This is a genomic window from Negadavirga shengliensis (assembly GCF_042652345.1).
Classification (GTDB): domain Bacteria; phylum Bacteroidota; class Bacteroidia; order Cytophagales; family Cyclobacteriaceae; genus Negadavirga; species Negadavirga shengliensis.
In genome coordinates this window covers 11596-34570 of sequence record NZ_JBHSJJ010000012.1, presented here as the reverse complement: position 1 = coordinate 34570, position 22975 = coordinate 11596, and the positions used below count along the sequence as shown (strand labels likewise).

15 protein-coding genes and 1 other RNA gene are annotated in these 22975 nt (G+C 46.2%); 10 read left to right on the top strand and 6 right to left on the bottom strand.

The features are described from left to right. The first annotated feature begins 51 nt into the window (after positions 1-51). Positions 52-2472: an alpha-ketoacid dehydrogenase subunit alpha/beta gene (locus ACFPFU_RS18315; RefSeq protein ID WP_377066748.1), complete on the top strand. Its 2421-nt coding sequence runs from the start codon at positions 52-54 to the stop codon at positions 2470-2472. 72 nt (positions 2473-2544) lie between these two features. Here the strand turns inward: ACFPFU_RS18315 and ACFPFU_RS18310 are convergent, their stop codons facing one another. Continuing rightward, positions 2545-3213, bottom strand: a complete 669-nt coding sequence (locus tag ACFPFU_RS18310) for a hypothetical protein (RefSeq protein ID WP_377066746.1) — start codon at positions 3211-3213, stop codon at positions 2545-2547. Positions 3214-3290: 77 nt separating this feature from the next. Between ACFPFU_RS18310 and ACFPFU_RS18305 the strand changes: the two genes are divergently transcribed. Further along, the gene (locus tag ACFPFU_RS18305) at positions 3291-4286 is read left to right on the top strand and encodes a LuxE/PaaK family acyltransferase (protein ID WP_377066744.1); all 996 of its coding nucleotides are present in this window, start codon (positions 3291-3293) and stop codon (positions 4284-4286) included. A 312-nt stretch (positions 4287-4598) separates the two neighbouring features. On the opposite strand, the gene ACFPFU_RS18300 is transcribed toward ACFPFU_RS18305, so the two are convergent. Then, entirely contained in the window at positions 4599-5756 is a 1158-nt protein-coding gene (locus tag ACFPFU_RS18300) for a sigma-54-dependent transcriptional regulator (protein ID WP_377066742.1), read from the bottom strand. Between the two features lie 24 nt (positions 5757-5780). Further along, positions 5781-6168: RNase P RNA component class A (rnpB, locus tag ACFPFU_RS18295), an RNA gene on the bottom strand. 217 nt (positions 6169-6385) lie between these two features. On the opposite strand from rnpB, the gene ACFPFU_RS18290 reads away from it, so the two are divergent. Together ACFPFU_RS18290 and ACFPFU_RS18285 are read left to right on the top strand one after the other, a co-directional pair. Continuing rightward, on the top strand, positions 6386-8848 hold the full coding sequence (locus tag ACFPFU_RS18290; protein ID WP_377066740.1) for a TonB-dependent receptor domain-containing protein: 2463 nt from the start codon (positions 6386-6388) through the stop codon (positions 8846-8848). 324 nt (positions 8849-9172) lie between these two features. Beyond that, positions 9173-9748 carry a DUF3109 family protein gene (locus ACFPFU_RS18285; RefSeq protein ID WP_377066738.1) on the top strand — a complete coding sequence of 192 codons (576 nt, stop codon included), beginning with the start codon at positions 9173-9175 and terminating at the stop codon, positions 9746-9748. A gap of 29 nt (positions 9749-9777) precedes the next feature. Here the strand turns inward: ACFPFU_RS18285 and ACFPFU_RS18280 are convergent, their stop codons facing one another. Both ACFPFU_RS18280 and rfbC read right to left on the bottom strand, forming a co-directional pair. Continuing rightward, complete coding sequence (locus ACFPFU_RS18280; RefSeq protein ID WP_377066736.1) at positions 9778-11094, bottom strand: NAD(P)H-dependent oxidoreductase; 1317 nt, start codon at positions 11092-11094, stop codon at positions 9778-9780. A gap of 4 nt (positions 11095-11098) precedes the next feature. After that, positions 11099-11629, bottom strand: coding sequence for a dTDP-4-dehydrorhamnose 3,5-epimerase (gene rfbC / locus ACFPFU_RS18275; RefSeq protein ID WP_377066734.1), 531 nt, complete (start codon positions 11627-11629; stop codon positions 11099-11101). Between the two features lie 284 nt (positions 11630-11913). Between rfbC and ACFPFU_RS18270 the strand changes: the two genes are divergently transcribed. The 3 genes from ACFPFU_RS18270 to moeB are packed head-to-tail and all read left to right on the top strand — an operon-like array spanning position 11914 to position 15219. Further along, positions 11914-13314 carry an NAD-dependent epimerase/dehydratase family protein gene (locus ACFPFU_RS18270; RefSeq protein WP_377066732.1) on the top strand — a complete coding sequence of 467 codons (1401 nt, stop codon included), beginning with the start codon at positions 11914-11916 and terminating at the stop codon, positions 13312-13314. Between the two features lie 45 nt (positions 13315-13359). Then, the gene (locus tag ACFPFU_RS18265) at positions 13360-13791 is read left to right on the top strand and encodes a M67 family metallopeptidase (protein ID WP_377066730.1); all 432 of its coding nucleotides are present in this window, start codon (positions 13360-13362) and stop codon (positions 13789-13791) included. Positions 13792-13794: 3 nt separating this feature from the next. Next, a complete protein-coding gene (moeB, locus tag ACFPFU_RS18260; protein ID WP_377066728.1) occupies positions 13795-15219 on the top strand; it encodes a molybdopterin-synthase adenylyltransferase MoeB in 1425 nt (474 codons plus the stop codon). A 475-nt stretch (positions 15220-15694) separates the two neighbouring features. On the opposite strand, the gene ACFPFU_RS18255 is transcribed toward moeB, so the two are convergent. Further along, the gene (locus tag ACFPFU_RS18255) at positions 15695-16189 is read right to left on the bottom strand and encodes a DUF4494 domain-containing protein (protein WP_377066726.1); all 495 of its coding nucleotides are present in this window, start codon (positions 16187-16189) and stop codon (positions 15695-15697) included. A 248-nt stretch (positions 16190-16437) separates the two neighbouring features. Here ACFPFU_RS18255 and ACFPFU_RS18250 point away from each other — a divergent pair, with 248 nt between their 5' ends. From ACFPFU_RS18250 to ACFPFU_RS18240, 3 genes are all read left to right on the top strand, one after another. Continuing rightward, the gene (locus ACFPFU_RS18250) at positions 16438-17682 is read left to right on the top strand and encodes a mandelate racemase/muconate lactonizing enzyme family protein (RefSeq protein ID WP_377066724.1); all 1245 of its coding nucleotides are present in this window, start codon (positions 16438-16440) and stop codon (positions 17680-17682) included. A gap of 522 nt (positions 17683-18204) precedes the next feature. After that, positions 18205-21336, top strand: a complete 3132-nt coding sequence (locus ACFPFU_RS18245; RefSeq protein ID WP_377066722.1) for a SusC/RagA family TonB-linked outer membrane protein — start codon at positions 18205-18207, stop codon at positions 21334-21336. Positions 21337-21341: 5 nt separating this feature from the next. Next, positions 21342-22880, top strand: a complete 1539-nt coding sequence (locus ACFPFU_RS18240; RefSeq protein ID WP_377066720.1) for a SusD/RagB family nutrient-binding outer membrane lipoprotein — start codon at positions 21342-21344, stop codon at positions 22878-22880. The last annotated feature ends 95 nt before the right edge of the window (positions 22881-22975 follow it).

Below are 22975 nucleotides of genomic sequence, written 5' to 3'. Positions count from 1 at the left end.
TTCTGTATTTTTGAAATACTGGCGGTTGCCCCTACGAAAAGCGCTTAATTGATGAACACGGAAGAAATATCCACATTGACGGAAGAAAAAGCAGTGACAAACGACAAGGATCGTGTATTGGCAGATTACCGGACTGCTATGGTGAGTCGCCATGCCTCATTGATGGGTAGAAAGGAAGTGTTCATGGGGAAAGCTAAATTCGGGATTTTTGGTGATGGCAAGGAATTGGCGCAACTTGCTATGGCGCGGTTTTTTGAACCGGGGGATTTCCGGTCGGGGTATTACAGGGACCAGACGTTTATGTTTGCCGTGGGCGAGCTTACCGTCCAGGAGTATTTTGCCCAGCTTTATGCGCATGCGGATGTGGAGGCGGAGCCAGCCAGCGGAGGCAGGTTGATGAACGGGCATTTTGCCACCAGATCCCTGAATGCCGACGGCACGTGGAGAAATCTGATGGAAATCAAAAACGCCACTGCGGACATTTCACCGACAGCGGCGCAGATGCCCAAATTAGTGGGCTTGGCTTATGCTTCCAAATTGTACAAAGAAAATGAAGCCTTGCACGGGTTCAAGGAATTTTCCAATAAAGGGAACGAAATAGCGTGGGGAACCATTGGCAATGCCTCCACGGCTGAGGGGATGTTTTTTGAAACATTCAATGCCGGCGGCGTATTGCAGGTTCCTATGATCATATCTGTATGGGATGATGACTACGGTATTTCCGTTACCAATGATTTTCAAATCACCAAATCCAGTATTTCGGAGGCGTTGGAGGGTTTTAGAAGAGACGGCGATAAGCAGGGCTATGAGATTCTGGTGGTAAAGGGCTGGGATTATGAAGCGCTGATGTGGACGTATCATAAGGCTGCCAAAATCGCCAGGGAAGAGCATGTTCCCGTGTTGATCCATGTGACCGAAATGACCCAACCTCAAGGGCATTCAACCTCCGGTTCGCATGAGCGGTATAAATCCAAAGAAAGATTGGAATGGGAAGCCGAATATGACTGTATCCCACAGTTCAGAAAATATATTATCGAAAACGGTTTTGCTGACACGGAAGAACTTGACAAGATCGACCAAGAGACAAAAAAAGAGGTGCGTGAGAGTAAGGAAAAGGCTTGGAGAGCTTTCTCTTCCTCAATAAAGGAAGAACTTGATGCCGCGGCGGAACTGATAAGAAAGGCCGCAGGTAAGGGTCAGAACCGGGAAGAGTTGGGTCAGCTCGCCCAGGAACTTCAGCAAACACTGAACCCTATTCGAATGGATGTGATCAGCACGGTGAGAAAGGTTCTTTTGTTGATGCGGCACGATCCAGTGGAGGTGAAAGCTGAGCTTCTAAAATGGTATAAGGAACAACAACTTCGGAATAAGGATCGGTATAGCAGTCATCTTTACAGTGAATCGGCGTTTAAGGCCACGGCTATTGAAGAGGAACCCGTGCAATACGAGGAGGAAGCGCTTATGGTGGATGGCAGGGAAGTGCTCAGGGCGTGTTTTGATGCGCTGCTGGCGAGAGACCCTAGGGTGTTTGCCATTGGTGAGGATGTGGGCAAAATAGGGGATGTGAACCAGGCTTTTGCGGGCCTTCAGGCGAAATATGGAGAACTTCGGGTTACGGATACCGGCATCAGGGAAGTCTCTATCATTGGTCAAGGAGTAGGTGCGGCGCTTAGGGGACTAAGACCCATCACCGAAATACAATACTTGGATTACCTCATTTATGCCTTGATGACCTTATCCGATGACCTGGCTTGTCTGCATTACCGTACCAAAGGCGGGCAAAAAGCGCCGTTGATCATCAGGACCCGTGGACATAGATTGGAAGGGGTATGGCATTCGGGGTCGCCGATAGGGATGATATTGAGCAGTTTGCGGGGTATACTGCTTTGTGTTCCCAGGAATATGACACAAGCTGCGGGCATGTACAATACCCTTATGGAAGCCGATGAGCCGGCCCTCATGATTGAGGTATTGAACGGGTACAGGCTGAAAGAAAAAATGCCGGCAAACGTAGGTACGTTCAAAGTGCCTTTGGGCAAAGCTGAAATACTGAGGGAAGGCTCGGATATTACCATCGTGACTTATGGGGCCATGTGCAGGATAGTAATGGAGGCTGCCCAGCAATTGGCCGCGGTAGGTATAGAACTTGAAGTGATCGATGTTCAGACCTTGATACCTTTTGATCTGGATCAGACCATTCTGAAATCCATTCAGAAAACCAACAGGGTAATTTTTGCGGATGAGGATGTTCCGGGAGGGGCCTCTGCATTTATGATGCAGCAGGTCATAGAAGGACAAAAAGCCTACTTTTATCTGGACGCGGAACCCACCACCTTGGCCGCCAATGAGCATCGTCCCGCCTATTCCTCAGATGGGGATTATTTTTCCAAACCCAGTGTGGATGATGTGATCGAAAAAGCCTATGCCATCATGCATGAGGCGGATCCTGTAAAGTTCCCCTCTTTGTTTTGATACGGGCAATAATAAAAACGGGAGGAAAAATCAATGAATGGAATTTACTTATGAAAGGACCAGAAAAAGTCCCTATCTTCTGATTTGTGACAAGGTAAAATCGGGTGTGGATACCATGTTGCTTCTGTTTAAGGCCCGATCCTGAATCTGTACATCCAGCCGGATGGTATCCGTTCTGAAAATGCTGTTCCATCCCAGGGAAAGCATGGCGTACCGGATCTGGCCTTCGATGGCCCGCCCCCTTTCTTCTTCCAGGATACGGGGGAAACGTCCGTTGAAAGTGGTATAATAAGGAGGTTTTGACCAGTCAAATTCGGTATATTCTCCACTTCTTTTGATGAAAAATTTGATGAAAATATTATAATAATCCGGATTTTCCCTCACCCATAATGTGTCCTTTATTTCCACGTTGTTGATAAGCGGAAATATTACCCAATCCCGGTTATTAAAAGACGGGGCGTTGGGGGGCCTGTTGCTATAGGTGATGTAATTTCCAGCCCCATCTTTAAGGTACTCCAACTCATGAAAAGGTGGGAAAATGTCCCGGGGATTCAATCCCAGATCCCCCTCAGCATCCCTGAAGTTGATGGTAAGTATTAAAGAATCAGCATCATTGGTTTCAATATATTCCACGTTATTGAAACTGATCTCAGGAACGGAAGGGAAATTATCAGGAGGGGAGACACAGGAAAAACACCCAAGCAACACGACCAGAGAAAATATATGACTTTTAACCTTCATTGGTAATCAGTAAATTTACAGAATGTCCAGTGTTTTGTAAAAATGATCAAATTTTGGTTCTTCCCAATAAATAAACGATGAAATATTTCAAAAGTTTTTCAGATAAAATAAAAACGGGGCAAGTAGGTGATTTTGAGGGGACAACTTTGGAACTGTTCCGGTACCAAGCTGAAAAGAATCCGGTTTATCGATCATATATAAAGGCAAGAGGAGTGGACGCTAAAGGGATCAAAAGGATTGTAGATATCCCGTTTCTTCCGGTTTCTTTTTTTAAGACCCATCAGGTGGTTACCGGGACATCAGCGGACTTTCCGGTGGTTTACACCAGCAGCGGGACCACAGGGACAGTCAATAGCAGGCATTACGTATGGTCGGAAGATTTTTACCTGGCACATGCGGCACGGGTTTTTGAGGCGCATTACGGGTCATTGGATCAATATCACGTTTTGGCCTTGCTGCCTTCTTACCTGGAGCGGCAAGGCAGTTCGCTGGTGGCCATGGTGGACCATTTCATAAAGAAAAGCCAATCCGCGGAGTCGGGTTTTTACCTTTATGATCATGAGGCACTGCTGGAGAAACTGGACCGGTTAAGAGAGGGGCAAAAGAAAATCCTTTTGATAGGGGTCACCTTTGCTTTACTGGACTTGGCTGAAAAAGCAGCAAGGCTGCCAGCCAATCCTAACCTCATCATCATGGAAACCGGCGGAATGAAGGGCAGAAGGAGAGAAATGATACGTGAAGAGGTCCATGATGTATTGAAATCCGCCTTCGGGGCAGAACAGATCCATTCCGAATACGGGATGACCGAAATGATGTCGCAGGCCTATTCAAAAGGGGAAGGTATTTATACCAAATCAGCTTGGGTGGGCGTTTATATCCGGGATACCCATGACCCGTTTAACCTCGAATCCAGGAAATCGGGGGGGATCAATGTGGTGGACCTGGCCAACTTTCATTCCTGTGCCTTTATTGAAACCCAGGATTTGGGTACTGTACACGCGGATGGGAGTTTCAAAGTATTGGGAAGAATGGACAACAGTGAGATCAGAGGATGTAATTTAATGGCAAATTAATTTTGTAATCCTTGAGTAATTAATCATATTTGACCGATTAAAATCATTATGACATGAAACCGAGCATGACGAAAACGTCACATACTGTGATGAATTTAAGGTATGCGAGGTTCCATGCCTGCATGCTGAAGTGAATTACGGCACGCAAGCATGTGGCCGATAAAAAAACAAATTATATTCATATGAAAACGTTTCTGGTATTAATTTTGGCTTCCGCGGTTTTGGCCATGTCTGCCTGCGCCTCCAGCAAGCCTTGTCCCGCGTATGCAAAGGTTGAAAAGACGCAGGAGGCAAACATTTAAGTATGCTGGTTTAGTAATCAGCATACTTTTTAATATCATCGGCAGTAATCTTTTTGTTGCCCAATATCACCAGTCTTTCGACGACGTTTCTTAGTTCCCGGATATTACCTGTCCATGGATACTGTTTGAGCTTTTCCAGCGCGTCCTCTTCTATGCCTTTTTTGGAGGTGCCATACTCCTGAGCGATGTCGTAGAGAAACTTGTCCACCAAAAGAGGGATATCTTCCGTCCTGTCTTTTAGCGCGGGAACCTGAATGAGTATTACGCTGATTCTGTGGTACAAATCCTCCCGGAATTTTCCTTCTTCGATTTCCTTTTTCAAGTCTTTGTTGGTAGCTGCCAATACCCTTACATCCACCTTGATATCCTTGTCCCCGCCTACGCGCATGATCTTATGTTCCTGGAGTGCCCTCAGCACTTTGGCCTGCGCAGACAGGCTCATATCCCCGATTTCATCCAGAAACAAAGAGCCGCCATGCGCCTGTTCGAATTTACCCTGCCTTTGCTTGACGGCAGAGGTAAATGACCCTTTTTCATGTCCGAACAATTCGCTTTCAATCAATTCGGCCGGAATAGCCGCACAGTTGACTGCGACGAAGGGAGAATTTGCCCGCGCGCTTTTCTGATGGATCCAATGGGCCACGAGTTCTTTTCCGGTTCCATTGGGTCCTGTAATCAAAACACGCGCATCGGTAGGGGCCACCTTTTCTATGGTTTCTTTTACCTGTAGAATGGCTCTCGATTCGCCCACCATATCAAATTTCTTGGAAAGCTTTTTCTTGAGGACTTTGGTTTCGTTGACCAGGTTTTTCTTATCCAGCGCGTTTCTTACGGTCAATAATAGCCTGTTTAAGTCCGGCGGCTTAGGTATAAAGTCAAAGGCGCCTTTCTTGGTGGCTTCTACAGCTGTTTCAATGGTACCATGGGCAGAAATCATGATGAACTGTGGCTGCTTATCCAAGGTAGTGACTTTGGTCAGGACCTCCATCCCGTCCATTTTGGGCATTTTAATATCACAAAGTACCAAATCAAAATCATGGTCTTCAATCATTCGAAAGCCCTGTTCGCCATCCTGGGCTTCATGAATCTCATAATTCTCGTATTCCAAAATCTCTTTCAAGGTGGCCCTGATCACCTTCTCATCATCGATAATCAATATTTTCGGCATAGTTGGCTGAATAGTTAAAATTGAAAAAAGTGCAAGCCTGTAAGCCGGGTTCTGTCCCCTGTTTTAGCAGGGCATTTGTCATTTATCTAGCCCTTTCCTCGCGGAAAGGGTCTATCGACCTACCCACTCCGGCTTCCCGAGATGTCGGGATTGGACGAGCAGCCCTTCATCCGGAGCCTATTTGGTCTTTCAACCCATAAGGTTTGCCATGCCCCCAATGTCACCATTGGAGCGGTGGGCTCTTACCCCACCATTTCACCCTTACCCACCGAGGCGGGCGGTATATTTTCTGTGGCACTGGCTGTAACCAGGCAGTCACCCACCTGGCCCCTTCCCGTTAGGAAGTATGGCGCTCTATGTTGCCCGGACTTTCCTCCCCGATGGCTATCGGAGCGACAAATCAGCTTGCACTTTACAAAAGTAAGCGAAATCAGGCCATATGTGGTAATGAAAACGCAAATTATTGTATGATGTTTAAAAACTATGTAAAAAAAAATCCGATTGCAATAATCAATAAGTTTTCACCCTTCCTTATTTGGATTAAGTTTAAATAGGAAATATCTTTGTCGCATTAAATTAAAATTGATCTAAATAAGAATTGTGTCCCAGTCTTTTTTCTTGAATTGAGTATGAGAACCAGTTATATACATTCCATTTTCCGAAATCCCATCACTTTTGTAGGCGTTTCGATGTTGATTACCTTCTTTTTGGTTTTCTATGTGGTTCCGGCGATGGCCAACGACAAAGCGGACAGGCAACTGGTATTGTTAGGGACAGTGATGGCGGAAGACGGGGAGCCTGTTCCTTATGCCAACATCCATGTGGTGGGCACCGTAAAAGGAGCCCATACAGATGTAGACGGGACTTTTCGAATCTATGACCTTGAAGACGGGAATTACACCTTGAAGGTATCAGCTGTGGGATATAAACCCATCTACAGGGAAGTGGCAGTAATTGGCGGCGAAATAAAGGAACTGATACTGGCGTTTGATGAAATGGGAGTGGAAATGCCCCAAATTACGGTCATATCAGACAGAGACCGGATATTCAGCAAGGTACCGGGTTCTGTTTCCTATCTGGACAACAAGGAAATACAGACCATTCAGCCGATCAGTGGAAATGAAGTGCTCAGAAGATCTCCCGGTGTCCATGTAGTGGATGAGGAAGGTTTGGGGATGCGGGTAAATATCGGTATACGCGGGTTGGATCCCGACAGAAGCCGTTCTGTACTGATAATGGAGGATGGGGTTCCCGTAGCCCTTGCCCCGTATGGAGAACCTGAGATGTATTACTCTCCTGCAATAGACAGAATGGCCGGTATAGAGATATTGAAAGGTTCGGGCCAGATTTTGTACGGACCCCAGACTATCGGAGGTGTCGTGAATTATATCACACCCAACCCACCGCTGGAACAGGAAGGTGCGGTCCGTATCCAGGGAGGGCAGGGTGGCTTTTTCAGCGGCTTGGTCAGCTATGGAAACACGTACGGCAATACAGGCGTTCAGGTTAATCTCCTTAAAAAAAGAGCGGATAATGTGGGGCCTACCCGGTTTGATATCACGGACTTTAATACCAAATTGCTTTTTAACATGAGTGAAAAGTCGGAGCTGGGTGTGAAAGTGGGGGTGTATGACGAAGCTTCAAACGCGACCTATATAGGGATCAATCAGGTGATGTATGACCGTGGAGGAGAGGATTACACCCGTCTCGCTCCTGATGATCAATTGGATGTGAGAAGGTATTCACTGAGCTTCAGCCACAAATACCGTTTCAATGACAAAGTAAAACTGAGAACCATTGCCTACGGGTATACCACTACCAGAAACTGGAACAGGCAGGATTTTTCCATCAATGAAGGCAACACCCCCCCGTCTAATTGGACGGGCATGGTATGGGGCGACACGGAAATTCCCGGCGGTGCGATATTCATGAGAGAAGGAACGGGCAACAGAAACAGGCAATTTGAGGTCGCCGGTATCGAGCCGAGACTGGAGGCGGATCATAATCTTTTCAATTTAAAAAATAACCTGATCGTAGGAACTCGGTTTTTGTACGAAAGAGCTTTTGAGCAACGGGTAAACGGGACCCGGGCAGGCGTGAAAAGCGGGGACCTGGTTGAGGATGAGATAAGAACCGGCCATGCATTCAGTGCTTATGTCCAAAATAAGATAAACCTCACGGAAAAACTTGTGTTCAGTACGGGGCTGAGGCTCGAAAACTTTAACTACGAGAGGGATATCTTCAGACGTAGTTTCCCTGGCGTAGGTATCAGAGACACCACATTGGTGGCAGGAAACAACATTTTGGAAGTTATCCCAGGGATGGGCTTCAACTACTGGCCCATTACAAGCGTGAGTGTTTTCGGAGGCGTGCATAAAGGTTATGCTCCCCCCAGGACCAAAGATGCCATTACTTCAACCGGGGATGTTTTAGACCTTGAGGCGGAAAGAAGCTGGAATTTTGAACTGGGCTTTAGGTCTGAATTGGCATCATGGCTGTATCTGGAAATGACGGGTTTCCGGATGGACTTCAGCAATCAGATCATTCCCGTGGCTGAATCCGCGGGAGGCATCGGGTTTGGGGTGGTCAATGGCGGTGCCACCTTACATCAGGGGGTAGAATCAGCTTTGGTAGCGGATATCAGTCAGTTATTTAGAATGAAAAGGACCAAACTCGTATATGATATCAACACCACCTATGTGAATTCGGTCTTTTCCGAAGACCGGTTCAAAGGCGATGTGAATATCAACGGCAACCGTACGCCTTATGCTCCCGAATGGTTCATCAATTCCGCCTTGACCCTGGAAACCAATGGAGGGCTTACTTTGAGGCTGTCGGGAAATTATGTGGGTAATCAATTTGCGGATGAGGTCAATGCTGTGGCACCTTCTGTGGATGGAAGAATCGGCCAGATCCCTTCCTACATGGTGTTGGACGGCATGGTGGCTTATGATATCAAAAAATGGAACAGCCGCTTTAACCTGACGGTGAAAAACCTGACAAACGAGCGGTATATCGCCACCAGAAGACCCCAAGGGATCAGGGTGGGTCTGCCGAGGTTTATCACCGCCGGATATGAATTCAGATTTTAATGGCCGATGGCATAACAATTACTCGAATTTGAAGTTATTAAATTAGATAAAGCTTGTTAAGAGCTTTTCTTCATAGTGCTGGGTTATGCCGTCTCCGATCAGGGGACGGCTTTTTTGGTCGGAGACGGGGGTTAATGACCAAGCCGAAATGCAGGCGAGAATGATGTTATGAACCACGGATTTTCACGGATTTTTTGGTCTTCAAAACGGCAACCTGAACCTCAGTCACATTGTTGGCCTCTGATCGAAAGGGAGTTTTCACCTGGCCTGCCTAACCGCTTTCGATAAAAACCTTTACCTTTGTACTAGAAAAATGGAATACATATGATTATTGTTGGCAATGCCGTGTTGAGTGATGATATCAAGGAGAAGTTCTTTGTATGTGACCTGGAAAAATGCAAGGGAGCCTGCTGTGTGGAAGGTGATGCGGGGGCACCGTTGTCAGACGAGGAAACCCGGTTGTTGGAGAAGGCCTATGCGGACATTGCGCCCTATTTAACCGATGAAGGAAGAGAGGCAATCCGGAAAAAAGGCACTTGGGAAATTGACATGGAGGGAGAAAAAGGCACGACTACTGTCGGCAATAATGGCGCTTGTGCTTATGCCATCAGGGACCGGAATGGGGTTTTAAAATGCGGGATTGAACAGGCTTATTCGGAAGGCAAGACAGCTTTCAGAAAACCCATCAGCTGTCATCTTTATCCCATACGCATCACCAAATATGACCAGTATGATGCTTTAAATTATGACAGATGGCATATCTGTGATCCGGCATGTACATTGGGTCAGGCTTTGGGGGTCCCCTTGTACAAGTTCCTCAAAGACGCGCTGATAAGAAAATACGGAGAATCCTGGTACCGGTCCCTGGTAGAGGAAATTGAAAAGGGTCGTCAGGATTGACGACCCGCATTTGATGATGGAGGGCTTATTTATTTTTCCAGCACGACATGGGCGCCCATAAAATGTTCATTTTGCTCCTTCCTTAGTTTGTCACTTATGCGGCCTTCCGGGAGGATGACATCGTCGTAAGTGATCACCTGGTCTTTTGCAATGTCCCTTGTGAGTAGGCAACCTTCCGCCAGGCCTAAGGGAAGCAACCTCTCACGGTGCGCCACATCCGCATTTTCACAAAGGCCATAGGTCATGTAGTGACCTATCCCGTCCAGCTTATCGCCCTTTTTGAGGTCAGTTTTGGCCGTAGCTACCACATCCACCATAGGTTTTCCCAGTGGAGTTACCGCGGCATCATGGAACAACACCGCCCTGGCGATGGTAATCGGTACTTCAAAATGGCATAGGTGATAAGGGTTATAAAAACAGTATAGCGGGCCTTCCCCTACTTTGTAAAGGTTGAGGTAATGTTTTTGGATAGGGTTATCCATGGTGCCTAAGACAAACACCCCTGGGCCGGGGCTGGCTCCCACCACATAATCCACGATGCCCGGACCTTCCAACAGATCTTCGAGAGGATAAATGTCCAGGCTTTCTCTGATATGCGCACCGGCTTCTACCGTGGGGCCATGCATACCCCTCTTGGCCACCCGCATGCCAGTGGCATTGGCCACAATGGCCTGTTCAAATGAAATTTTGCTGCCGTCGGCGAAGGAGGTCACCATGGACGGGTTTTGTTTCCATTTTTTGGCAAAGCCCTCCTGGGTGGTTGGATTCCTGTAGGGGTCATGAAGGCCTTTGATGTTGCCGCAGAGAACCGGTTTTAATCCTATTTGCTTGACAAAACGGTAAAGATTGAGAATCACGCCGGGCTGGTCGCCGTCCGCATTGGTGAATACCACACCTTTCCTGTCAGCGTAGACTTTCAAAATAGGGCCTACGGTACCATCCGTTTCGGCGTTCATCATGATGATGTGTTTGCTGTGATCAATGGCCTTGAGCGCAATTTTTGTCCCCAGCTCCACAGAACCTGTGACCTCAACGATAGCATCGATGCCTTCCGCTTCACAGAGCAGCTCGGGATTGTCCGTTACCGCTTTGGTACTATCCTTTATGGCTTTGTTAAGCTCCTCTAATTTTTCCACCCGGATGGTATGGGTGCTACCGGCTTTTTGAAATACATCCACTGCTTTTGGAACCGTCCTGTTGGAAATGGCCACCAGCTCCATTCCGGGAGTGTGGTGTTCAATCTGGATGGCAATGCCCTGCGCCATAAATCCGGCGCCAATCATCCCCACTCTAATAGGATTTCCTTCTTTTTGTCTTTTTTGCAGTGCGCTGTCAATGATGATCATAATGTTATTGATTAAAATAGCTGTGGGAATTGTCTTTTTCTGAAATGACCTGAACTTCTACGGGCCACTTTATGCCAAACTGAGGGTCATCATATTTAATGCCTCTTTCCGACCCCGGTGCATAAAACTGGGAGACCATGTAATTTACGGCACTGTTGTCCTCTAGGGTAATATATCCATGGGCAAACTGTCTGGGTACATAAAGCATTCTGTAATTACCGGCGGTGAGTTCCACTCCAAACCATTTTTTGTAAGTGGGAGAATCTTCCCTTAGGTCTACTATCACATCGAAAATAGCGCCCCCTGTGCACCTTACCAGTTTGGTTTCTTCATAAGGGGCTATCTGGTAATGCATGCCCCTCAAAGTGCCCTTTTTCTTGTTAAAGGAAACATTGGCCTGCACAAGGCCTTTTTCCAGACCTTGTTTTTCAAATTCCCTTTCACAAAAGGACCTTCCAAAAAATCCGCGTTCGTCCTCTATTTTCTCAATATCGACGATATAGGCTCCCTTTAATGGTGTTTCAGTGAAAATCATATTTAAATATGGTTTTTGTAAAGTTTATGAAAATAATGTTTTAATGCTTATTTTTAAATTAAAAATTCTTTCCTGTAAAAGAAGAAAGCTAAAAGAATAACTGACTTTTCATATAAAATATTTTTGTTAATAAATAAATGATTGTTATTTTTGCTATGAATATAATAAAATGCATTTCGAATTATCTAAAATGTATCTTGTTGTAAAGATGGGAATTACTTTTTGAAATTTATAATAATTTTGAATTTCTTTAAAGTGCAGGTGGGAAATAAAACAAAGGTGATATGGATGAAAATATTTTTAGTGAAATATGGAAGTTGTCTCCAAAAGTAAAGGAGAGAGAGGTGTATGATAAACTGGTATTTTTAACAGAACAACTGATTGCCTTGTACGATCGGCAAGGCAGGCTGCTTGAAGATCCATTTGAACCCTCCAGAAACAGGGATCTGAGTTTGCCGGGCGCAAAACTAAATCAACATCTCAAAGGGAGCACTTGTGTCGTAACGGGGGGGTTGGGCTGTGTGGGTTCGAGATTGGTCAGCGAATTATTGGCATTTTCCCCGGAATCCGTGATTGTACTGGACAAAATCACCCCCGGGGAAAGCGAATACACGCTGCCGGATGCCGCCGAAATTTTTTATGAAAATTGTAATATACTTGATGAGCGGAGATTGCAGGAGGTTTTTGAAAAGCATGCTCCCGATTATGTATTTCACACGGCTGCCCAGAGAAACCCTGGATTGGCCGAACTGGAAATCCATCAAACAGTAAAGACGAATGTTCTTGGCACCTGGAACATCATCAATGCCTGTGAAAAGTCCGGTTCTGTGAAACAATGTGTTTTTTCATCGACGGGAAAGGCGAGCAGGTATTACACCGAAGAGGTTTATGCCGCCACAAAGAAAGTGTGCGAAAACATGCTGGATGTTTTTTCGAGAGAGGGGAGGGTAAAGTACGGAATGGTGCGGTTCACCCATATTGTTGACAACAGCCTGATGAACATACAGCTGCGGGAAAGCGCCCGAAATGACGATTACATCGCCATCCATTCGCCGGGTAAGTTTGTCACTGCCCAGAATGTAAAGGAAGCTGCCTATTTAATGCTCAATTCCCTGCTGTATGCCGAGAAAGGGCGATGCAATTTTCTACTTGTCAAAAACCTGGAATGGCCGGTAGAAAGCCTGGAAGTGGCTTTGTATTATCTGAAGCAAAATAAAAGAAAAGTACCGATCATTTTCAGTGGCAATCCCAAAGGCTATGGTGAGAAGTTTTTCAGGGGGCAGCTGGATTGGAATGACCCCAGAGGTCTTAACCTGCTGATCAACGTATATGAAAACCAGGTCATGAGCTGCAACGATGATCAGGATATCATCATTTCCCACATCTGTCCTTCCTCTGCCTTCATTCTCAAAGACCTGATAAATGAATTGGCAAAGGTAGAAGGCGAGGCGAATGCAAAGCATATTCTTTTGGCGGGGTTAAGAAAGATGTTTGTGGATTCTCTCGAAAAAGTGGACAAAAAACATACTTTGGATATTTTGAAATGGGGCATAGATCCTAAATTTTTGGCAATGGAGGACGTCAGTGTCTCGGATTTCGGAGAGATGGTGCCTATCATGATCAGCTCGTTGAAAGGGACAAATTACTACAAGGGAGTAGAGTCTTTAACTAACCAGATCACTTGATCTGAGATTATAATTTATACCGGATAGGCAAAACCGGTTTGTTCTTTGATCAATCATATGGTTTACCTTGATAAAGAAATATATAAGGAAATTTTGGATTTTGTGGAGAGGGTGCCCGAGGAATCCTGTGGATTTTTATTTGGTAAGATTTCTCTTGAAAATAAATGCATTAATAATTTTATTGCTGTTAAAAATGTTTCTGAAGAAGACAGATCAAAAAGATACAGGATTTCAGCCATTGATTATTTGATGGCCGAAAATTTTGCGGAGGACCATGAGCTGGAATTGCTTGGTATTTACCATACCCATCTGGATTGTCCGGCAACACCCTCGGAAGTAGATAGGGAATCCGCCCTTCCTAATTTATCGTATGTAATCATATCTTTGCACAACCTGCTGTTTTCCGATTTGCGTTGTTGGAGATTGAATGGCAGTTATCGGTTTGAAGAAGAAAAAATAGAAATCAATAATATATAATTTATGGCAACGATATTTATTCCAACTCCTTTACGGAAGTTCACCAATGGCTCTGTTAAAATAGAAATCCGGGCCAACTCGGTTTCAGAACTTTTGGAGGAACTTTCCAGGGAGTATCCGGATCTGAGGAAATACCTTTACACCGCTGAAGGAAAAATCCCTTCTTTTATCAATATTTTTGTAGATGAAGACGATATCCGTAACCTGGATATGGAGAAGACCAAGATAAAGGAAAGCAGTGTGATCAGCATCGTGCCTGCCATAGCGGGGGGGGCGGATGAGGTTACTTTTTCAAAGGAAGAACTGGCCAGGTATAACCGCCATATCATTATTCCTGAATTCGGTATGGAAGCCCAAAAAAAACTTAAAAAAGCCAGGGTGCTTGTGGTCGGCTCAGGGGGGCTTGGAAGCCCGGTGCTTTTATACCTTGCTGCCGCCGGAGTGGGTACGATCGGGATCATAGACTTTGATACGGTGGATGACAGCAATCTGCACAGACAAGTGCTTTTCGGCGTAGGTGAAATCGGACAGGCTAAAGTGGATGCGGCTAAGAAAAGATTGGAGGGGATCAATCCATACATCGATATCCGTGTTTATAATGAACAGCTGACTTCCAAAAATGCGCTGGGTCTCATCAGCCAGTATGATGTGGTAGCTGATGGAACGGATAATTTCCCTACCCGTTATCTGGTCAATGACGCCTGTGTGCTGACCGGGAGGACCAATGTGTATGCTTCTATCTTTCAATTTGAAGGGCAGGTGTCTGTTTTCAACCACAGGAATAAGGAAGGCGTATTAGGACCCAATTACAGGGATCTGTATGATACGCCCCCGCCCGCAGGATTGGTGCCGAGTTGTGCGGAAGGAGGGGTTTTGGGCGTGCTTCCAGGAATAATAGGCAGCCTGCAGGCCCTGGAAGTACTCAAGGTCATCACCGGCGTGGGTGAGCCACTCAGCGGGAAACTGTACATTTTTGATGCGTTGAGTTTTCAATCCCGGACTTTTACGATAAAGAGAAAAGACACTAACCCTCTAAACGGAAAGAATCCCACAATCAGAGAGCTTATTGATTATGAGCAGTTCTGTGGCATGAAGGCGGTGGAGAGGAAAGTGAAGGAGGTAACCGCTGAGGATTTGTATAACTTGCGGGTTAATGGGGATGATTTCCAATTGATAGATGTGCGTGAAGAATATGAGTATGAAATAGTGAATTTGGGCGGGGAGCTGATCCCTTTGGCTGCAGTGCTGGATCATGCGGACAAAATATCACGGGACAAAAAAGTGGTGGTCCACTGCAAAATGGGAGGCAGGAGCGCCAAAGCCATCAGGGACCTGGAGGAGCACCACGGCTTCACCAACCTGTACAACCTTAAAGGCGGGATTCTGGAATACCTTGAGGAATACGAACCCGATTTGGAGAAGTATTGACTTAGCCAAAAAACCGTCTGTCCGCGAAAGTGGTTCTGGGTAGCTCTTCGTCATAGCGAGGAGCAGTACCTGATCGTCCGGTTTACCGTATCGCTGCCTGCGACGAAGCTATCCCTTGACGATAGCGTACAGAAAAAGATCACTTCCCCGGTTGGCCTGGATAAACTCCTGCCGATGACGTGTTGTACAATGCACTGTTTTCAATTGGTTGAAAAACACTGATTATGGCGGTTTTGGACGACCATACCGGCTGCGCATGAAGGAAACCGTCATCCCTATTTGTACATTTTTTAAATGTTAGACCGCCGTGACGCAGGAGTCTGTCATCGTGAGAAGCGGAAACCGGTCGGAATAATTGACGGAGCCGTTTCCCGCGATGAAGCGATCCCATAATGTTTATATAATGTCTGGGACGGCTTCATCGTAATTCACCGCATTGGCGGGGGAACCGTCAATATCAACTTACATTCCTACCTTATTCCTCTGCCCTATCCTCAACCGGCTTCAGGTTTTCCGGTACCGGAGGATTCAGTTCCTCGTCGTCTTTTTCATAGGGAAACACCTCTACAATCGGGCTTTCCGTCACTTCCGGCACCTTGAAGGTCACCAACATGTTATTGAGGCTCTCATAGATCCTTTCATAGGCCTCCTTCACATCGTGGGCGGTAACCAGCATGAACTGCGTCACCTTTTTTTCTTTTCCGCTATCGGCATCGGCTACAATATAGGTGATCTTGCATTTGTGCCATACATCAATGTCTTCATAGAAAAAAACATCTACAATATTGCTTTTGCTGATGTTGGTCACCTGAAAATCCCCGCGGATCACACTGCCCAGCATGTCATAAATCCTGGCTTCGGCCTCGGTAAAGGATACCGCATCCACCAGGTATTGTTCAGACACATTTTTGAGCAGGCCCTGCTCATTTTCCTTGGCATATTTTACTTTGCACAAAAACCAGGTTCTCATTCTTTTATCATTTCTGTTTCCTACGAAGGGCGAAGGTAAATTTAAATCCCCAAAACCAAAAAAGGTTTTTTCTAAAATCCGAAAACCGCATTGGCCATCTGATGCCTCATTTCAAATCTTTATTCCGGCCCCTCACCAGTTACCATTTGCTTTTTAACAAAAAAATAAGAACATTAAAAGATAATTGGTCCAAAAGGCCAAACAGTAAAGTATATGCTGTCCTTGTTTTTCCAGATGACAATAAATCCATGCAAAGAAGAAAGTTTTTGAAACTGGGGGCTGTAGGTTCTGCTGCGTTGTTTACGGGCTTGACCCATCCTGCCAGGGCTTTTGATTATTCGGATCTTAAAATCAAAAAAATCCGATATTATGCCGCTCCCGGCTATACCAAGCCTTTATTTAACCAAGCAAGAGGCATCGTGGAAGTCGAAACAGACTCCGGCCTAATCGGTGTGGGCGAAGGGGGAACGCCGGACATGGTAAGGCAGTGCGCCGAAATGCTGATCGGTGAGGACCCCTTCAGGATAGAGCATCTCTGGCAGTACCTGTACCGGGGTATGTTTTATCCACCTGGCAGGGAAAAGCTGCACGGTTTGGGCGCCATAGAAATGGCCCTTTGGGACCTTAAAGGCAAAGCCCTTGAGGTACCGGTCTATGACCTGCTGGGGGGCAAAACCCGAAATTATGTGGAATGCTATGCCACCGGGTTCCGGAATTCCAAAGCCACCACACAGGAGGGGCGCGCGCAGGATTGCCTGGCTGCCGGCCTGCGCTGCTACCGCATAGGCCCCACAGGGGGAAATGGAGATGAGCCTTTTGATTTCTATGAGCACGCAAGGAAAACCGTTGAATTCTGTGAACGCATCGACAAGGCAGTGGGCGGCATGGGCAACTGGGCAATAGACCTGCATACGCGTTTTGATACCCCTGAGGCCATAAAGATATGTTCCGAACTGGAGAAAATGGAGCCCTATTTCGTGGAGGACATCATCCGCTCGGAAAACCCGGAGGTCTACCGCACCATCCGTAACATGACCAAGGTGCCGATAGCGGTGGGCGAGCAGTTTGGGGACCGCTGGGATACCAATGTGCTGATGGAAAACCACTTGATCGATTACAGCCGGGTCACTTTGCCCAATACAGGGGGTATCACCGAACTGAAAAAGATCCTCGCCATAGGGGAAACCCATTATGTGGGTATACTCCCCCATTTTACCGGACCGCTGTCCACGGCAGCGCTGATCCATGTGCTGGGTTCTTCCAGCCCAACGCGCTGTATGATAGAACTTGCCGGAGGTGAACCTGAAAAGCCGGCTTATTTCAATGAGGATTTTATAGACTTCAGGGAGGGCAAGGTGCATCTGAACCCGAACCCGGGCCTGGGGGTGAAATTTGACCCCGGCAAAGCGGATTTGCTTTTTGAGGTGACGGAAAACACCCCCTTTCCCCATCCCTATTTGTTGAGTCCGGATGGGGCTATTCATAACTGGTAGCAGGTTTTGTCTTTTCAGAAAGGCTGCTCTTTGCAAGGCCAGCCCCGACCATGCCAGGCAGACGGCGATTGGAAACCCGTTTGCATAACATCCGTGGCCGTGTCAAAATAAATTTTGCAGATTTTTTCAGATTTCCAAAAGGTAAAACAAGTTACTGAAATAGTCATATAAGAGATTAGTTTTAAAATATTTCAAGCTTTTAAATTATCAAAATAGTTATAGTATTATATATTAAGTATTATTTTTTAATTGTATTTTTATCCTTAAATATGTTGTTTATTTGAAATAATAGCCTTTTAAATTCAACATTCTAATAATTTTATGCTTGTTTATTTAATCGATTAAGCATATATTCATTCTGATTTTAGTTTTCAAAGAATGTTTTCCGGTTGAGTAGTTAAAGAGAGGTGCACTTTGTTCAGGTATAAACGGATGTTTTATTCATCTGCTTAATTGATTAAGCATTTAATGAAAGCAATTTTCTCAGTTCAACATACATTAAACCCAACCCTTAACCGAATCATGGAAAAAATTTTATTTGCATTTTTCCTGCTCATGCTTTCCGGGGGGATTTGTTATGCCCAAGAAAGCAGCGTGACCGGGACCGTAGTCGATGTCAACGGAGAACCTATTCCCGGAGTAAGTATTGTCATCAGTGGAACCTCCAGGGGTACTGTTACAGATCTGGACGGTAATTTCATGCTAGGTGCGCCGCCGACGGCGGAACTGGTTTTTTCCTACATAGGATATCAGAGCCAGACGGTGAGCCTTAACAACCGTACCCAAATCAATGTCGTGCTGAGCAGCAGTGATATCGGGCTTGACGAGGTAGTCGTCACGGCTTTGGGCATTCGGCGGGAAGCCAAGACCCTGGGTTTTGCCACCACAACCCTGGACCGGGGGCTGATAGCGGAAAACCGGACCCCGAATTTTGCCGATGCTTTGCAGGGTAAAATAGCGGGAGTGAACATTTCCTCAATGTCGACTGGTCCGGGAGGGACAAGTAAAATCCGGATACGGGGCCAATCATCTTTCAGCGGTCAAAACAACCCCTTGATCGTCATCAACGGCGTTCCTATGGACAACTCCAACTATTCGCTCGGAGGCAACTTCGGAAACAGGGAACTGAACAATTCCGATGGCGGGGATGGCTTGCTCAGTATCAACCCTGATGATATAGAAACCCTGACTGTACTGAAAGGCGCTACTGCGGGAGCCCTCTATGGCTCCAGGGCGAAAGATGGGGTCATCATGATCACCACGCGTTCGAAAAACACGGCACCCGGGCTCGGAGTGGAGTTGAATTCTAACTTTACGACGGATACGCCCTTGGACTTTACAGATTTTCAGTACGAGTACGGACAAGGGGAAGGAGGAGTAAGACCCACCTCGGCCTTTCCCACTTCAGGTGTATGGAGTTTTGGCGAACGGTTTCAGCCGGGCATGACCCAGATACTTTTCGACAATGAAGAATGGCCCTATGAACCGGTTTACAATAGAATCAGGCAGTTTTATAACATAGGAACCAACTGGACCAACACCCTTACGGTTTCCAACAGCGGGGAAAATGGAGGTTTTAGTCTCTCCTTTGCCAATACTGACAATAAAAGTATAGTCCCCAATTCCAAGCTGAACCGGAAGACAATTAATCTTGGATTTTCCCAAAATATTACGTCCAAACTGGTAGCCGCTGGCAATGCGAATTATTCTCATGAAGACAACCAGAACCCGCCCCAGGTAAACGCCCAGGATTTTTCCACAGCAACGGTAGTCATGACCCTGGCCAATTCCATGCCGTTTGAAGCCTTGAGAAATAACGTTACCTATCCCGACGGCAGCGAAATTGTGATGTCCCGTTTCTTGGTAAGAAACAATCCCTATTATTCCACTACACGGCGGTTTGAAAACGTCAAACGGGACCGCCTAATTGGCAACCTCTCCCTGACTTATCAGTTTACTCCCTGGTTATATGCGATGGGCAGGCTCTCCATGGATTTTTATGTGAGAGATCATGATTACAACACCCCCAATGGATATGCACCCATACCGCCCGCTCCGGCCGGGTTTGTTAATGGAACTTATACCCAGGACGTCAGAAGGTTCCGGGAAACGAATCACGATTTTTTGATCGGAGCAAACCGTGAATTTGGCGATTTCAGGGTAGACCTGACCATGGGAGGGAACCAAAGGTTCGTAAGGATGGAGTACAACAGCGTAAGCGTGCGTGACTTTGTAATTCCTCAGTTATATACCATTATGAATGGCAGGGTTAAGAATCCGCTATACAGCCTTTCAGAAAGAAAAATCAATTCTCTATATGGTTTGGCTGAAGTATCTTATAAGGAATGGCTCTTTTTAAACCTAACCGCGAGAAATGATTGGTTTTCTACATTGGCACCCGCCAACAGGAGCATTATGTACCCTTCTGTGGCTACGAGCTTTGTCTTCTCCCAGGCTTTCCAGAATTTACCCGACTGGCTTTACTTCGGAAAATTGAGGGCCGCGTATGCCGAAGTGGGAGACGATAACGTGGCGCCTTATTCCAATGCCCTGTTTTTTGCGGTAGATAACAACCTTTTTCCCAATCCGGACGGATTACCCTCTCCCATTGGGAGGGTGAACACCAACACCGTTCCCAACACCAATCTCAAGCCTTTGAGGGTTCAGGAGACGGAAATCGGAATGGAATTGAGGCTTTTTGATGAAAAAATCACCTTTGATTTTGCTTATTATAAGAAAATCACCAATGATCAAATCCTCGCCACACAGATTTCCGATGCATCAAGCTATACCAACCAACTGATAAATATAGGGCGGAGCATGAACCAGGGGGTTGAATTTTTGGTGTCGGGTTCGCCGGTCAGAACAAAAGATTTTGTCTGGGATGCCAGCGTAAACGCAACCTACAACACATCCAGGGTGCTGCAGCTGGGGTTAACAGAGGCGGATACCATGATCACAGTCAGTGACGGTGGCGGAAGAATCCTTCGTCAGGTCGTGGGGCAACCCATAGGTCAACTGTATACCTTCACCTATTTGCGCGATGACCAGGGGAGAATGGTATTTGATGCCAATAGTGGCAGACCCCTGCGCAACGATGTTCCCCAAAATGTGGGCTCAGTCATCCCTAAATACTTTGGAGGGATTACCAACACCTTTACGTATAGGGGACTAAGTCTTTTCACATTGATAGATTTTAAGTTGGGCCACAAGATGATCGCCGGACGGAATCAGAATTACCTAAGACACGGTTTGCATAAAAATACTTTGGATGGCAGGGCGGAAGGGTTTGTCATAGGAGAAGGTGTGAATACGAACGGAGAGACCAACACAACACCTTCTTTGATCCAGCCGTTTTATGAAACCACCAATGTGCTGGGCATCAATGAAGACTGGGTGAGCAATGCGGGCTTCTGGAAACTCAGACAGGTTTCCTTAAGCTATGATTTCAGCAAGCACCTGCCCCAAAACCTATTTATAAAGAACCTCAGGGTCAGCGCGGTATCCAACAACGTCCTCATCATTAAAAAATGGACGGAAAACATGGACCCTGAAAATATAGCCGTGACCTCTGACAATGCCAACGGTCTGGATTTCTGGCCAGCTTTACCACCTACAAGAAGTTTGGGATTCAATCTAAACGCAAAATTTTAGAAATTATGAAAACACTATTTAAATACCTGGTATGCCTATGCATAGGAATGGGTGTATTCAGTTGTGACGAAAATTTTGATGACATCAATACCAACAAAGTGGATCCTACCACATTAAGCCCATTGTTTTTGCTCAACCAGGGAATATTGGATATGAGGTACAGGGATGGGTTTGCTACCTTACAGGATCTGTCCTACAATTTCGGCATCGTCCAGCAGATCATCACTCCCTTTGGAAGCTCACTTGCAGGCGCTAATTATAACCAATTGAACCTTCCCATAGCGCAGAACATTTGGCAAAACACCTACCGCAACGCGCTGAAAAATACAGTGGAGGCTTTGGAAAAGAGCCAGGAAGATCCCGAAAACGCCAATCTCTACCATGCGGCAAGGATATGGAAAGCGTATTGTTTTATGGTGTTGACGGATAATTATGGGGATATTCCCTATTATGAGGGGGCCAAAGGTTTTATTGAGCAGATCGTAACTCCTGCGTACGATAGTCAGGAAGTCATTTATAAAGACATTTTGAACGAACTTGAGCAGGCATCCGCCGCGCTTAACCCTTCCCTCCCGACTGCCACCAGTGAAATTCTTTATGGGGGTTCGCCGGATAAATGGAAAAAATTCGGCTATTCCTTAATGTTGAGGGCCGCCATGAGGCTTTCCAAAGTAGATCCCGGCACCGCCCAAAATTATGTCAATGTGGCTGTGAACGGAGGACTTATCACCTCCAACGCCGAAAACGCGGTTTTAAGAAACACATCTGTTTTCAACAATCACCTGGGAGTACATCTGGGTGCCAGAGAAAAAGCCAACTACTACTTGACGGCTCCTTTTGTTAATCATCTGAAAAACAACCATGATCCCAGATTGAAGTCGATTGCCATAAGGCATGTAGGGGCTACCAACGGGCCAAGCCAAACCATCAACCGGATCAGTACGGATCCTGCCCTACAGGTGGGGATGCCTATGGGACACGACGATGTGTCCATCAATAGCGTGCTGGCGGAAAACGGTGTGGTGAGCCTGTGGGATTTTTCCCAGGCCAATATTTATACGGTTTTGAAAATCGATTCCCCCCAGTTTTTCCTGACTTATGCCCAAACCCTGTTGCTGCTTGCGGAAGCCGCTCATAGAGGTTGGGTCTCAGGAAGTCCTGCTGACTATTACCATGCAGGTATTAGGGCTCATATGGAGCAAATGGCTTTGTATGACGATGCTGCGGCCATCGCCGAAAATGATATCGGGCAATACATTGCCGATCATCCTTTGGGAGCCGAAGCGGCGTTGGAACAGATCAATACGGAGTACTGGATTGCATCATTCCTGGATGGATCAGAGTTGTTCGCCAATTTTAGAAGAAGCGGCTATCCCGTATTGCAAAAAAACCCCTATACCGGTTCTGAAATTTCGGGGGATTTCATTCGAAGCATGCCCTATCCCGATAGCGAAACGGTGGTTAACCTTTCCAACCTGCAAGAAGCTTTGAGCAGGCAAGGACCCAATAATCTGGATCGCAGAGTCTGGTGGGACGTTCCCTAAAGGCAGTTTCACTTGCAAAAACCATGGTCAGTATGGATTGCTGTCATAGAACATAGCGCCAAACATTAAAATTTGTTATCTTTAATATTTGGTGC

What these genes read in the sequence shown, in the direction of transcription:
- ACFPFU_RS18315 (WP_377066748.1), top strand. Translation starts at nt 52, where the DNA reads ATGAACACGGAAGAAATATCCACATTGACGGAAGAAAAAGCAGTGACA.
- ACFPFU_RS18310 (WP_377066746.1), bottom strand. Translation starts at nt 3,213, where the DNA reads ATGAAGGTTAAAAGTCATATATTTTCTCTGGTCGTGTTGCTTGGGTGT.
- ACFPFU_RS18305 (WP_377066744.1), top strand. Translation starts at nt 3,291, where the DNA reads ATGAAATATTTCAAAAGTTTTTCAGATAAAATAAAAACGGGGCAAGTA.
- ACFPFU_RS18300 (WP_377066742.1), bottom strand. Translation starts at nt 5,756, where the DNA reads ATGCCGAAAATATTGATTATCGATGATGAGAAGGTGATCAGGGCCACC.
- ACFPFU_RS18290 (WP_377066740.1), top strand. Translation starts at nt 6,386, where the DNA reads ATGAGAACCAGTTATATACATTCCATTTTCCGAAATCCCATCACTTTT.
- ACFPFU_RS18285 (WP_377066738.1), top strand. Translation starts at nt 9,173, where the DNA reads ATGATTATTGTTGGCAATGCCGTGTTGAGTGATGATATCAAGGAGAAG.
- ACFPFU_RS18280 (WP_377066736.1), bottom strand. Translation starts at nt 11,094, where the DNA reads ATGATCATCATTGACAGCGCACTGCAAAAAAGACAAAAAGAAGGAAAT.
- rfbC (WP_377066734.1), bottom strand. Translation starts at nt 11,629, where the DNA reads ATGATTTTCACTGAAACACCATTAAAGGGAGCCTATATCGTCGATATT.
- ACFPFU_RS18270 (WP_377066732.1), top strand. Translation starts at nt 11,914, where the DNA reads ATGGATGAAAATATTTTTAGTGAAATATGGAAGTTGTCTCCAAAAGTA.
- moeB (WP_377066728.1), top strand. Translation starts at nt 13,795, where the DNA reads ATGGCAACGATATTTATTCCAACTCCTTTACGGAAGTTCACCAATGGC.
- ACFPFU_RS18255 (WP_377066726.1), bottom strand. Translation starts at nt 16,189, where the DNA reads ATGAGAACCTGGTTTTTGTGCAAAGTAAAATATGCCAAGGAAAATGAG.
- ACFPFU_RS18250 (WP_377066724.1), top strand. Translation starts at nt 16,438, where the DNA reads ATGCAAAGAAGAAAGTTTTTGAAACTGGGGGCTGTAGGTTCTGCTGCG.
- ACFPFU_RS18245 (WP_377066722.1), top strand. Translation starts at nt 18,205, where the DNA reads ATGGAAAAAATTTTATTTGCATTTTTCCTGCTCATGCTTTCCGGGGGG.
- ACFPFU_RS18240 (WP_377066720.1), top strand. Translation starts at nt 21,342, where the DNA reads ATGAAAACACTATTTAAATACCTGGTATGCCTATGCATAGGAATGGGT.